Annotated in this window: 10 protein-coding genes; 5 read left to right on the top strand and 5 right to left on the bottom strand. The window is 58.7% G+C overall.

The features are described from left to right. Nucleotides 1-37 precede the first annotated feature (37 nt). The 4 genes from AC0C6X_RS23680 to argF all read right to left on the bottom strand — a co-directional run bounded on the left by AC0C6X_RS23680 (nt 38) and on the right by argF (nt 4,736). Nucleotides 38-1,363 carry a trypsin-like peptidase domain-containing protein gene (locus AC0C6X_RS23680; RefSeq protein WP_472955511.1) on the bottom strand — a complete coding sequence of 442 codons (1,326 nt, stop codon included), beginning with the start codon at nt 1,361-1,363 and terminating at the stop codon, nt 38-40. An 81-nt stretch (nt 1,364-1,444) separates the two neighbouring features. Continuing rightward, nucleotides 1,445-1,996: a hypothetical protein gene (locus AC0C6X_RS23675; RefSeq protein WP_472955509.1), complete on the bottom strand. Its 552-nt coding sequence runs from the start codon at nt 1,994-1,996 to the stop codon at nt 1,445-1,447. A gap of 48 nt (nt 1,997-2,044) precedes the next feature. Continuing rightward, the gene (locus tag AC0C6X_RS23670; protein ID WP_472955742.1) at nt 2,045-3,640 is read right to left on the bottom strand and encodes an MBL fold metallo-hydrolase; all 1,596 of its coding nucleotides are present in this window, start codon (nt 3,638-3,640) and stop codon (nt 2,045-2,047) included. A 100-nt stretch (nt 3,641-3,740) separates the two neighbouring features. Next, nucleotides 3,741-4,736 (bottom strand): ornithine carbamoyltransferase, encoded by a 996-nt coding sequence (argF, locus tag AC0C6X_RS23665; RefSeq protein ID WP_472955508.1) that lies wholly within the window; start codon nt 4,734-4,736, stop codon nt 3,741-3,743. Between the two features lie 217 nt (nt 4,737-4,953). Here argF and AC0C6X_RS23660 point away from each other — a divergent pair, with 217 nt between their 5' ends. Then, complete coding sequence (locus AC0C6X_RS23660) at nt 4,954-5,397, top strand: hypothetical protein (protein WP_472955505.1); 444 nt, start codon at nt 4,954-4,956, stop codon at nt 5,395-5,397. 32 nt (nt 5,398-5,429) lie between these two features. Here AC0C6X_RS23660 and AC0C6X_RS23655 read toward each other — a convergent pair whose 3' ends face one another. After that, nucleotides 5,430-6,170, bottom strand: a complete 741-nt coding sequence (locus AC0C6X_RS23655; RefSeq protein ID WP_472955504.1) for a response regulator — start codon at nt 6,168-6,170, stop codon at nt 5,430-5,432. Between the two features lie 124 nt (nt 6,171-6,294). On the opposite strand from AC0C6X_RS23655, the gene AC0C6X_RS23650 reads away from it, so the two are divergent. The 4 genes from AC0C6X_RS23650 to AC0C6X_RS23635 all read left to right on the top strand — a co-directional run bounded on the left by AC0C6X_RS23650 (nt 6,295) and on the right by AC0C6X_RS23635 (nt 12,652). Continuing rightward, nucleotides 6,295-7,035 (top strand): Crp/Fnr family transcriptional regulator, encoded by a 741-nt coding sequence (locus AC0C6X_RS23650; protein WP_472955503.1) that lies wholly within the window; start codon nt 6,295-6,297, stop codon nt 7,033-7,035. Beyond that, nucleotides 7,007-8,941: a hybrid sensor histidine kinase/response regulator gene (locus tag AC0C6X_RS23645; protein WP_472955500.1), complete on the top strand. Its 1,935-nt coding sequence runs from the start codon at nt 7,007-7,009 to the stop codon at nt 8,939-8,941. The genes AC0C6X_RS23650 and AC0C6X_RS23645 overlap by 29 nt, the downstream gene beginning before the upstream one ends. Before the next feature lie 105 nt (nt 8,942-9,046). Further along, complete coding sequence (locus AC0C6X_RS23640; RefSeq protein ID WP_472955498.1) at nt 9,047-11,731, top strand: bifunctional acetate--CoA ligase family protein/GNAT family N-acetyltransferase; 2,685 nt, start codon at nt 9,047-9,049, stop codon at nt 11,729-11,731. A gap of 87 nt (nt 11,732-11,818) precedes the next feature. Further along, nucleotides 11,819-12,652, top strand: coding sequence for a universal stress protein (locus tag AC0C6X_RS23635; RefSeq protein ID WP_472955496.1), 834 nt, complete (start codon nt 11,819-11,821; stop codon nt 12,650-12,652). Nucleotides 12,653-12,682: the final 30 nt, after the last annotated feature.

Genomic DNA, 12,682 nt, shown 5'->3' with positions numbered 1-12,682 from the left:
GAACTGACCCCGAGCATAGCAAAGAAAAGAGATGCGCCTAATCAGCCTCGATTCGATAGGCTGTACCTGCGCGCAAGATATCGAGCGAAATCTTATCATCAGACGCGTCCAACAGGTCTTGAATTTGCGCCGCCGAGATGGCCGGCTCGCCATTGATCGAGGTCAGATAGTCACCCGTCCGGAGGCCAGCGGCGTATGCAATGCTGTCGGATGGTACCTCCAGAAAAATCGGTCCGTTTGGCGTGCACGCGCGCGAACGTGATGAAACAGGCAAGCCGAGGGTCACCGCTTCCAAAGCGCGATGGACCGGAGCGCTTTGCACGCTACCGGGATCGGCAAGCGTCAACTCCAATCTCTGCACCCTTCCACCGCGCCGGATGTCCAGGATGACGCGGGCATCGGGCGCCAGCAGGCTGACTGCATTCTTGAAAGCGGCCTCGGTCGAGACCGCGTGGCCGTTGAGTGCTGTCACGGCATCGCCAAGCTTCACCCCTTGCCTCTCGGCCGCCGAATTGCAGACCAGCCGGTCAACGACCAGATTTTGCGTCGCGCCCACATCTGCCTGCGAAAGAGTGACTGAAACACCAAGCCATCCGCGCCGGACCTCGCCGTCCTTAACAAGAGCGCGAACGATTTTGGACGCGAACTCGGATGGAATGACAAAACCAATACCCTGGGCGCCTTCATTCGGTGGCGGCACCCCGCGTATCACGCCCAGGAGCTCGCCTGTTGCGTTGACAAGCGCCCCACCAGAGTTTCCGGGGTTGAGGGCTGCATCAGTCTGAATATAGTCCTCGTACTCATCGATACCGAGACCGGACCGCCCCAGACCACTTACGATCCCAAAAGTTGCGGTCTGTTCCAAGCCGAGCGGACTGCCGATGGCAGCCACAAAATCGCCAACCTTCAGACCGGATGAACGCCCCCAGTCAAGGGCAACCAGGCCCGGTGCACCAATCTTGATCACAGCAAGATCAGTTGGCGCATCACTGCCCACAACTTCGGCCTGCAAAATACGGCCATCCTTTAGCGTCACCACGATGTCGTCGGCATCGGCGATCACATGACTGTTTGTGACGATGTAACCGTGCTCGCTGTCGATGATCACGCCGGAGCCCGTGACGGTAGCACCGCTTTGCACGATAAGAACACCATCCGGGAGGCCCAGGATCTTTCGCACGTTCGCATCGTCCAGCAGTTCGTTCGTCAGTATGCGGTTGGCGGTGCTGCTGATACCGACAACCGCAGATCTAACTCGCGCCAAGGTGCCAGAGAAATCGGCGTCAAATCCACTTGCTGGAGTCGACGAAGCGGCGAACGCGCAGATCGCTACGGCAAGTATGAACCTCCGGAAATTCTGCATATCCTGCACTCCTAGCAAGGATATTAGAATCTCACCTGTGTGCACCCGCGCATTGACGCGCATCAAGGAAAAACCAGGATGTCAGAACGATAGTACCCGGACTTCCGCTGCGGCCAGACGACGATAGAGCCGGCGCCTTCGCATGATCGGCCACCAGTCGTAGAGAAATATCTCGAGCGCCCGCCAATTTGCGACCCAACCGAAGATGACGAGGCTTTCGCTGGTGACACGCGACAACGCACCCTCCCCTGACAGATTGGTCACAAGCTGACTTGCGATCAAACTGAATGCGAGGATCGGAATACCGATGAACAATGCTTGCCGTCCCTCCCTCAGAAGTTGACGCAACTCGCGACTGGCTTGCTTGCAGCGGCTTTCGAAATTGTAGCGCATCGCGTCCTGAACGACACGTGTGACCGCCATGTCGGCTTCCCCTGGAGGCAACTGTACGACGATTGCAATTACTCGATCTTTAGGGGCTTCCTCAGCCCATTCGACAATGAAGCGCTCGGCGTCCTCGTCCAGATCCCGCTCATGGAAAGGTGTAGGATCAAGCGAATTGAAGAGCCGAGCCAACTGATCGATGCGGATCAGGATCGTATGGCGCTCGCCGGTTGATGATGTCTCGTCCAACGTGCCTGCTCCAGGTTGAATCGCTTCGTCGCTGGCCTGTGCGGCGGCTCAAGCGTCCGCATTCAGTGCCCGCCGCACGCGGCGAATGACCACGCCTCGGGCCTTGTCGTCGGCTGCCTTGGCCAGTTCCGCTTGCAAGTCGAGTACCAGTGATTGCAAGTCGTTGTTCCAGTCCATCCGCCCTGCGCGAAGTGGATCGATACGTGGTGGGGAGACGCCTTCGGATACTTCGACCGCTCCCTTCACGTCTAAACGGAACGCTGCGTCCAAACGCGGACGAACCACCTTGTCCTCCGGCAGGAATGTCTGAAGCCGTTGCCTCAACCCATCCAGAGCCGCATCTTCACCGTGCACCAAGAATACGCCGGCACCGATTGGCTCGCGGGATCGCACCCATTCTGCAAGCTCTCTGCCATCGGCATGCCCGCTATAGATGTCCAGCTTCCTGATGCGTGCGCGCACGCGAATGTCCTCGCCTTGAATGCGCACCACCGATGCCCCGTCTGCAAGAATTCGTCCCAAGGTGCCGGCGGCTTGGTAACCGACAAGGAGCACCGTACCCTCGTCCCGCCAGAGCCAATTCTTCAAGCGATGCCTTATACGACCAGCCTCGCACATTCCGCTGGCGGCAATGACAATGTGAAATCCCTTGGTGAAATCGATCGCTTTCGATTGCTCGGGCGTCTCGGTAAAGCGCACGTGCTTGGCTTGCAGGGCCTTGACGAGCAGGTCACCATTCTCGAGTTCCTTGGCGTGCCTGCGAAAGATCTCGCTCGCGCGGGTCGCCAAAGGCGAGTCGATGATAATCGGACAAGTCGCGATTCTACCGGTGTCCATCAGGTGGACAAGATCAGTGAGGAGTTCCTGCGTTCGCTCCACCGCAAAGGACGGAATGATCAAAGCGCCCGCAGGATGGGTGGCTTCCGTCACTTCCGAGCGCAAAATGCGCCGCCTGGTTTCGTCGCTGGCGTCTTCCCGCTCGACATCGCCGTAGGTGCTTTCGCATACGACATAATCCCAGCCCGTCGGTGCGGCCGCGTCATATTGAAGAAGTTTGTGACGTGGGCCGATATCACCCGAAAAAAGTACCCTGAGGGGAGTGGGGGACGTGTCGAGCTCGACTTCTACCGAAGCGGAACCGAGCAGGTGGCCCGCATTCCAGAACCGAAAGCGCACCCCGTCGGCCGCTCTCTCCCACACACCAAGGCGCACCTGCCTGAATAGCGTGACCGCCACCGCTGCGTCTCGGGCAGTGTATATCGGCGTCACGGTGCCGCGTCCGCGCCTGAGGTTGCGGCGATTGAGTTGGTCGACCTCACTCTCCTGGATATGGGCAGAGTCCGGCAGCATCACGGAACACAGGTCAGTCGTCGCGGGCGTCGCGAAGATCGGCCCCTCGTAGCCAAGTTTGACGAGCTTCGGGAGCAGACCGGAGTGGTCGATATGGGCATGTGTCAGGATCACTGCGTCGATGCTGTCAACATCGAAGGGGAACGGGCGATAGTTAAGTTCCTTCTCCGTCTTGGACCCTTGGAACAGCCCACAGTCAACCAGAATTCTCGTCGCCCCCAGCTCAATCAGTTGGCATGAGCCGGTAACTGTGCCTGCGGCGCCGTGAAATCGAATGAGGGGTTGAGTGACCATCTGCACAAACTCCATTTCTTATCGTCGGGCAGGCATCCCCGGGGGACCGCGTCATTTCGAGTATAACCTGGGCGCTCGCGGAAGGGCCGGACCGCCGCGCTCAACCGGCAAGCGTGGCCACGAGAAGCGCCTTGATTGCCGGCATGCGATTTTCGGCCTGATCGAACACGATTGAGGATTTGGACTCAAAGACGCCATCACACACCTCCATGCACTCGACGCCGAAGCGCTTGGCGATGCGCGCCCGGACCTCATCTTCCCGCCAGTGCCAGGCGGGTAGGCTGTGCATCAGCTTCGTGTGCGGGTTGTAAGTTGCTTCCATTACGTTCTCTCTGACCGCAAAAGGTGCAAGGTGCCTCACCCGCTCCGCCCAACGGACGTCTCCCTCGGCAAACCAGGGAGCCGTGTAAATAAAGTCAGCGCCGAGGATGCCGGTACCGACATGCTCCAGCACGGTTATCTGCCCGCCATTGTCCCTTGCCATCGACGTCACACGTTCGACGAAGGGGATCTCCGGCCAGAAATTTTGCGGCGATACGATGCGAAGGTCGATGCCAAGCCTTGACGCGGCCACTGCCAGTGATCTTGCGACGTTGCTGCGTCCATCCCCAAGGAAGGCCACGATCATTTCGTCGAGAGGCTTGTCGCTGCATTGCTGCATTGTCACAAGGTCGGCCAAAGCCTGCGTAGGGTGTGACTCGTCCGTCATCCCATTGTAAACAGGCACACAACTCCATTTGGCGAGCTCTTCCGCAGTGGCTTGGGAATGCCCGATATATCCAATTGCGTCGTACAGTCGGCCGAGGAAACGAGCCGTGTCCCTGACCGACTCCCGATATCGCGTGTGACCGGTTGACGGTCCAATCAACGTAACATTCGCACCTTGGTCGTGGGCCGCGACTTCAAAGGCGGCATGCGCGTGGATCGAATCTCGCTCGCACAGAAGCGCGACATTCCTGGTACTCAATTGCTTGACCTCGGTCCCGGCCCGCTTCTTTTCCTTGAGGTCAGCGACGAGCCGAAGCAAGTAGTGGATTTCCTCGGCAGTCAGATCATCGAGGGTGAGCACGCTGCGACCGCGCAGATCGATCGACATGACGCATTCTCCTTATCGAGGCGCTCTTTGAGACAAATAAAGGGCAGATATCAGTTGGCGGCATTGACGCGCGTCAATGACGGCTTCCCGGCTGACGGGAAAAGTAGTCTCGTGGTGAGCATTGCCACCATCCTGGAGAAGAGCCTGCGATCGCACGGCGCTAAGTTCCGGGTTCGGCAGGTTCGTTCAATCCGATCCATTCATCGGGAAGGATATCATGGCTTCCGCCTATGCCGTCGCCCCAATCAAAGCAGCACAGGTCGAACGGGCCTACTGCCTTATAGGCGCCCTGGGCTACGGCATCGACCGTGCTGCATGGCGGCAGACCTGTGCAACGGCTCTCGTACGAAAGTATCCCTCTCCCTATGTGGAGGAGATTGCAGTTGCCGAGAATTCACTCGGTTACGTCAAGGGTATAGCCATCCTTCGTGTGAGGCATCGTGAATGTCTGGGCCGATACCTCTCCGTTCCGGTCTTTGTCATAGCCAGCGTCGGCGACGCGCGTGGCGTCTGCGGCGCCCTGCTCGGATATTTGAGGGTAACGGCGCTCGATAGACATTGCGGCGCCATTCATATCGCAAGTCTTACGCCGGACCGATGGCCGGTTGCCAACGGAACGTCTGATTGGGAGGCCGACGGGATAGTTATCCCGCTGCGCTGAAATCTGCGCGACCGGGTGATCGAAACGAAAGCCTAAGCGTCCTGCTTCACCGTCCGTGCGCTGAAGACATAGCCCACTCCGCGGACGGATTTGATCAGCTCCGGACGGCGCGGGTCCCTTTCGACCTTGCGGCGCAATCTCGCGATCTGGGCGTCGATCACGCGGTCGTAGGCCTCCAGTGATCTGCCGCGGGTCAGGTCCATCAATACGTCTCGTTTGAGGACACGGCCGGCATGTCTCACAAGAGTGCAGAGCATATCGAACTCGGCCGTCGTCAAGGCGATTTCGCGGCCGTCCTTAGATGTCAACCGACGACAAGCGACGTCGAGACGCAACCCTTCGAAACAAAAGGTCTCGCTCGTTTGCACTTCCGGAGCCACCGCGGCAAGAGGACGCCGACGGCGAAGCGCACCCCTCACCCGTGCGAGGACTTCGCGAAGGTGAAAGGGCTTCGTGATATAGTCATCGGCGCCGATTTCAAGGCCAACCACACGATCAACCACATCGTCCCGGCCGGTCAGCATGATAATGGGAATGTCGGAATGGGCACGAAGTTCGCGGGCCAGCGACAGCCCGTCTTCTCCCGGAAGACCCAGATCGAGCAAAACGATATCCACATGGGTTTTCTCGAGCCTGTTGCGCATTTCCCGACCATCGCCAGCGAGGCTTACCCGGTAGCCTTCCCCTTCGAAATAGCGAGACAACATCTGCCTTATACGTGGATCATCATCCACGACAAGCACAAGCTCTGGCTCGTTTCGAGCGTTCGCCATAACCTGCCCCGAAGCGCTGTTACATTCCGTCACACTATAGCACCAATTGTTGCAGGCGCGTCGATACCGGTTCACGCACAGATGTTGAAATCCTTGCTACCCAGCGTCAGATGGAGGATGTGCGATGACCCTTCAATCAGTTGCTATGCAGGACGGTCTCGGAACATTGGGATGTTCCCTCGCTCCACCGGATCTATCATCCGTCTTCAGTCTTCAACCAGTCGTGGAGGCTGCGCCAGGCCAAGCGCTTTTCTGGCAAGGTGACGATGCCAAATATGTGTTTCAGGTTGAAGGCGGCATGTTGCGCGCATTGCGCCTGCTTGCCGATGGCCGCAGGGTCATCGTGGGGTTTCTGCATCCCGGTGATCTCTTGGGCGTCTCCCTCAAGGACCGTTACCTCTACACGGTCGAAGCGATAACTGAAGTCAAGCTACGTCGATATCCTCGTCGTCGTTTTGAAGACGAAGTGGCGCGCCAGCCGCACCTTCGACAACAGCTCTTTTCCAAGCTTTGCGACGAAATGACTGCAGCCCAGGACCAGGCGGTGTTGTTGTCACGCCGCAGTGCCGACGAGAAGGTTGCGAATTTTCTGCTTCTTATGGCGAAAGACAGAGACGCCGAACCAATTGCCTTCGTCGATCTTCCAATGACCCGGCTTGATATTGCCGACTATTTGAACATGACCATCGAGACGGTATCTCGCACCATAACGAAATTCGCGAGCAACGGTATTATCGTTGCTCCCGACCGGCGCTCGATCATAATCTTGAAAAGGCATATGCTTCAATCGATCGCGGATGGCGACGGTTGCGATTTTCGTCCGGCTCCGATGTCCAATGGAGGAAGACGAGCCGGTTTCGCCTAAGAACGTGGCGGTGATGATGACACAAACGAGGGTCGGCACAATCGTTGGTCTCCTCAAGGACGCGAACCTGATCGTGCATGAGACCAGCGGAAGGATCAGTCACTGGAGCAAAGGCTGCGAGCGACTTTACGGTTGGCCACGGGCTGAAGCGCAAGGTGAAGTGGTTCACCATCTGCTTGCCACCACATTTCCCGAACCAGTCAAAGATATCCATCAGCATATTGAACGACACGGGTCATGGTCCGGCGAACTCGCGCAAAAGCGCAAGGATGGAAGCAAGGTCTTCGTTTCAAGCCTCTGGGTCGGTCTTCTAAATGGTGAAAGCGATCTTATCGTACAGCTTGACAGCGATATCACCAATTTGAAACACGCTCAGGCCGACCTGGTTTCAAGAGAATCCCATCTTAGGTCTATCCTTGACACCGTGCCGGAAGCAATGGTGGTGATTGACGAGATGGGGCTGATCACCTCGTTCAGCGCGGCGGCGGAACGGCTCTTCGGCTTTGCGGAGAATGAGGTCCGCGGGTCGAACGTGAAGATTCTGATGCCGTCTCCTGACCGCGAGGCGCATGATCGCTATCTCGCAAATTACCTGCGCACGGGGGAGCGGAGGATCATTGGAATAGGGCGAGTTGTGACTGGCAGGCGCAAGGACGGCACAACCTTCCCTATGGAATTGTCCGTCGGAGAAGCCCGATCCGCCGAAGGTCGGATCTTTACCGGCTTCATTCGGGATCTGACAAGCCGTCAACGCATTGATGAGGAACTGCGACAGGCACAGAAGATGGAGGCCGTCGGGCAACTCACCGGTGGGCTTGCGCACGACTTCAACAATCTGCTGACTGTCATCATCGGCAACCTCGAAATGATCGAGGCTCGCCTCGAGGATCAGAACCTCAGGCATCTTCTGCAAGAGGCACAGGCCGCAGCGGATGACGGCGCAAAGCTCACGGCGCAACTGCTTGCCTTTGGCCGACGCCAGCCCCTTGCTCCGAAACTCGTAGACGTCGGCGGACTAATCGGCACCTTCGCGAACCTCCTGGGGCGAACGCTCGGCGAAACAGTGGAGTTGTCGACATTGGTTCGCGGCTCCGACAACGTCGTTCTGGTTGATGTCGCACAGTTTCAGAACGCGCTTTTGAACCTCGCATTGAATGCGCGCGATGCGATGCGGGCGGGCGGGCGGCTCACGATCGAAGTCTCGAAGGCAACCCTGGACCAGGATTATGTCCTCATGTATCCGGATGTGCGAATGGGACGCTATGTCCTCGTTACCGTCAGCGATACCGGTGTCGGTATGTCGGACGATGTCAGACGCCGTGCGTTTGAGCCCTTTTTTACGACCAAGCCCACTGGAGCGGGAAGCGGGCTCGGTCTCAGCATGGTCTATGGCTTCGTCAAACAGTCCGGCGGTCATGTGCAGCTCTATAGCGAACCGGACCGCGGCACGAGCGTACGGCTCTTCTTGCCGGCGGCGAAGGAAAAATTACAGACCGACGAGACAGGCGAGCCGAAGGATCCTGCACTCGAGCCCGTACCACAAGGGCGCGAGACCATTCTCGTCGTCGAAGACGACGCCCGCGTTCGCAGCATTGTGGTCGCACGGCTCCTGGACGCCGGCTATGGGGTTGTCGAAGCCGAGACTGGCACTGAGGCCCTTCAGCTTCTCGCCGACCACCCGGAGGTTTCTCTTGTGTTCACCGACATGGTCATGCCTGGCGGGATGACCGGTAACGAGCTCGCGCAGCACGTTCACCGGTTCCGCCCTGGAATGAAGATACTCGTAACATCGGGCTATGCAGCCCCGAGCCTCACCGAAGAAAAGCTTCCCGAAGGCGCTTCGTGGCTGCTGAAACCCTATACGACGAGAAAACTCGCAAAGCGCCTGCGAGAACTGCTCGATTGATGCGGTCGACTTGATCGCGCGCCGGGCCCCCGCTGAACTGTGCATCGAGTGCATGCCAAACACAGTCCGGGTATCTTCGATAGGCGGAGATTGGAGATCGCCACCATGACGATTCGCAACCTTCACCATGCCATCAACCCCTCATCGCTCGCCATCATCGGAGCCTCGAAACGGCCCGGGTCGCTGGGACGTGTTGTCATGAACAACCTGCTGGCGAGCGGGTTCCCGGGTCAAATTTGGCCTATCAATCCCAAATATGAACAAATCGCGGGACTTCGTTGTTTTGCTCGTGTTGCGGACATTCCGGGCGTTCCCGACCTCGCTATCATCGTCACACCGCCAAGGACAGTGCCCGAGCTCGTGCATGCGCTCGGGCTACACGGCACCCGAACAGCAGTGGTGATCACCGCCGGACTTGGCGAGGACAGTGGTCTCAAGCAGGCCATGCTGGATGCAGCAAAGCCCTTCCTCTTTCGCATTATTGGTCCCAACACCGTCGGCATGATCATTCCGCCTGCACGGCTCAATGCGAGCTTCGCTCACTTGCTTCCCTCGCCCGGCGACATTGCGTTGCTGTCGCAATCAGGGGCGATCGCGACAGCGTTGATCGACTGGGCTGTCGAGAACAATGTCGGCTTCTCCAAAGTCATCTCTCTGGGTGACATGACCGATGTGGACGCCGGCGACTTCATCGACCTCCTCGCGACCGATCCAGGAACCCGGGCGATCGTTCTTTATCTCGAAGCAATTCCCAATCCTCGCAAGTTCCTTTCGGCCGCACGCGCCGCGGCACGTCTAAAGCCAATTGTTGCCATCAAATCCGGCCGACATCCCGAGGCGGCCAAAGCGGCAGCAACTCATACAGGTGCGCTATGTGGAGGCGATCGAGTTACCGACGCAGCCTTTAGGCGGGCGGGAATCTTGCGGATCCATGATCTGGCCGACTTGTTCGACGCAGCAGAAACGATAGGACGCTTTGCGCCGCTTGGCAGAAGCCGTGTTTCAATTGTTACGAATGGCGGAGGAGCGGGCGTACTCGCTGTCGACCGCCTCATGGATCTCGGGTGCGAACTCGCCGAATTTTCCGATCAGACAATCCAGGCCCTTGATCGGCTCCTGCCTGCAACCTGGTCACGTGCCAACCCCGTCGATATCATCGGCGACGCGTCCCCCGAGCGCTACAGGGCGGCAATCGAGGTGGTTGCTCAAGCGCCAGAGACAGACCTCCTGCTCATCATGAATTGTCCCACGGGCCTGGCTTCCCCTGTCGATGCCGCCCGCGCTGTTGCCGGGCTCAGCCAGTCCGGTGTGATTTCGACCAAACCAACCCTCACGTGTTGGCTGGGAGAGCACACGGCCCGCGACGGGCGCCGTGTCTTGCAGGAGGCTGGACTGGCAAGCTTCGATACGCCCGCCGACGCCGCGCTCGCGGCTTCTTATCTGCGCAATTGGTCAAGAGCTCACCAAACATTGTTGCGCGTCCCGGAGAACCCGGTCGAGGGGATCTCCTACGACCGGAAAGCGGTTCAGTCGATCTTCCACCAGGTCGCTACCGAAAAGCGTCAATGGTTGACCGAACTCGAAGCAAAAGCAGCCATCGCAGCCTATGGAATTCCCGTACCGCAGACAATTCTTGCGAAATCCTTTGACGAAGTGGAGGCGGTCGCGACCGACATGCTGCGCGAAGCGCCAGCGATCGCCGTCAAGCTCGTGTCCAGCACGATCACCCATAAGTCGGATGTCGGGGGTGTGGCTCTCGATATCACCTCGCCCTTGGACGCGCGGCGGGCCGCAGAGTGCATTTCTGCGCGGCTGACGTCGAAAAGATCCGCAGCCGTCATCGATGGCTTCGCTGTTCAGCCGATGATCAAACGCGAACATGGTCGAGAGCTGATCCTCGGCATCGACCGCGATCCCGTGTTCGGTCCCTTCATCCTGTTCGGATCTGGAGGGGTCGCGGTCGAGATCCTTGCCGACAGCGCGATCGAGTTACCGCCCCTCGACGAGGATCTCGCAGACGATCTGATCGAGCGCACGCGCATAGGCAAGCTTCTCGCCGGCTTCCGTGACGAGCCGCCTGCAAACCGGTCGTCAATTCGAAGGGCACTGCTCGCCATTTCACAAATGATCATCGACCTTCCCTGCCTCGTTTCGATGGACATCAATCCGCTCCTTGCCGATGCGCAAGGCGTCATTGCACTCGATGCCCGGATCGAGATCGATCCCAAATCGGTCGAATGTCCAGCCCCCAACCCAGCCCTCGCGATCCGCCCCTATCCGCGCGACTGGCAGAAGAACGTCGTCTTGAAAGGAAGAACCTACCGCATTCGCCCGATCAAGCCGACGGACGCCGCTCTCTACCCTGCCTTCCTAGAGAAGACCTCTGGCGACGACATTCGAATGCGCTTCCTGGCGGCGAGCAAGAGCAACTCGGACCAGATGCTCATCAGGCTCACGCAGATAGACTACGAGCGCGAGCTGGCGTTCGTCGCACTGGATTTCGGCACTGGAGAGCTCGCAGGGATCGCTCGGTTTTCCGCCGATCCCGACCACGAGTGCGCCGAATACGGCTTGCTGGTGCGTACCGACCTGCAGGGGCTCGGAATTGGCTGGGCCCTGTTTTCGCAGCTAAGGGATTACGCGACGGCCGACGGCCTGAAGCGGATGGAAGGGATTGTTCTGGCAGAAAACACCAAGATGCTGAAACTGTGCCGGGAGTTCGGCTGCTCCATCGCCGATCATCCCTTCGATGCTCGCTTGAGAATTGCGACGCTTCTGCTGGGCTCCTGAGGATGATCTTTGATAGCCATCAATGCCGTTTGCGAGACCGTGCGTAGATTGGCTGATAGCCCAAACATTAATTCGGGAGATGGAGCAATGACGTATAAGACCGTCCTATTGGTTGCCGATGCCGAAAACTATGACATCGATCTGAGAACTGCGGCAGATCTTTGCGTGGCCGGGAACGCGCACCTGTCCGTTTTTCTTGTGAAGCTTGCCGCCCCTGTACCCCTCGGTGACTACGCGGCGATGTCGGTCGCGTGGCTGGACATGCGCGCCGGCGATACCGAGAAACTCGGCGACGCCGTTATGAAATCCCGCGCGACCCTGGAAGCGCTTGGCGTCTCGTTTGATGTCTATGGGAGCTACCCTGAGGAAGCGTGGGCGGAGGATGAGATTGGAGAACGGGCACGTTACGCTGACGTGACCTTGATCGGGACAAGCCTTAAGGCGAGTTCGCGGCTGCGCTCGCACGCCATTGAGGGTGCGCTCTTTCGTTCAGCCCGGCCGGTCCTTCTATCTGGCAACCGACAATCGGTGACGCTGACACCGAAAAAGATCCTGCTTGCATGGAATTCCACCATCGAAGCCGCGAGAGCCGCGCGCGAGGCGCTTGAGATGATGAAGAGTGCCGGCAGCGTCAACGTTGTGCTGGTCGATCCCAAGGCTTCGCCGGCAAAGAACGGGGAAGAGCCGGGGGCGGATATTGCGACCTACCTCGCCAGGCACGGCATTGAGGTCACCGTGGACAGGCTCCCTAGTGCCGGACGCCCGGTCAACGAGGTGCTCCTGCAGCATGCGCTCGACACCGCGGCCGATCTCATCGTCATGGGCGCCTATGGCCATTCACGCGTTCGCGAACGCATGTTCGGGGGGGTGACCAAGGCCATGATCGAAGCCCCGAACGTGCCGGTGCTAATGATACATTGAGCCACAGCAACAAAAGAATGAGGTGCGCCG

This window comes from Ensifer sp. VA4, assembly GCF_055710065.1.
This window is presented reverse-complemented; position numbering and strand designations above follow the sequence as displayed.

Coding starts and splice junctions, on each gene's coding strand:
- AC0C6X_RS23680 (WP_472955511.1), bottom strand. CDS start 1,363: ATGCAGAATTTCCGGAGGTTCATACTTGCCGTAGCGATCTGCGCGTTC.
- AC0C6X_RS23670 (WP_472955742.1), bottom strand. CDS start 3,640: ATGGTCACTCAACCCCTCATTCGATTTCACGGCGCCGCAGGCACAGTT.
- argF (WP_472955508.1), bottom strand. CDS start 4,736: ATGTCGATCGATCTGCGCGGTCGCAGCGTGCTCACCCTCGATGATCTG.
- AC0C6X_RS23660 (WP_472955505.1), top strand. CDS start 4,954: ATGGCTTCCGCCTATGCCGTCGCCCCAATCAAAGCAGCACAGGTCGAA.
- AC0C6X_RS23655 (WP_472955504.1), bottom strand. CDS start 6,170: ATGGCGAACGCTCGAAACGAGCCAGAGCTTGTGCTTGTCGTGGATGAT.
- AC0C6X_RS23650 (WP_472955503.1), top strand. CDS start 6,295: ATGACCCTTCAATCAGTTGCTATGCAGGACGGTCTCGGAACATTGGGA.
- AC0C6X_RS23645 (WP_472955500.1), top strand. CDS start 7,007: ATGGAGGAAGACGAGCCGGTTTCGCCTAAGAACGTGGCGGTGATGATG.
- AC0C6X_RS23640 (WP_472955498.1), top strand. CDS start 9,047: ATGACGATTCGCAACCTTCACCATGCCATCAACCCCTCATCGCTCGCC.
- AC0C6X_RS23635 (WP_472955496.1), top strand. CDS start 11,819: ATGACGTATAAGACCGTCCTATTGGTTGCCGATGCCGAAAACTATGAC.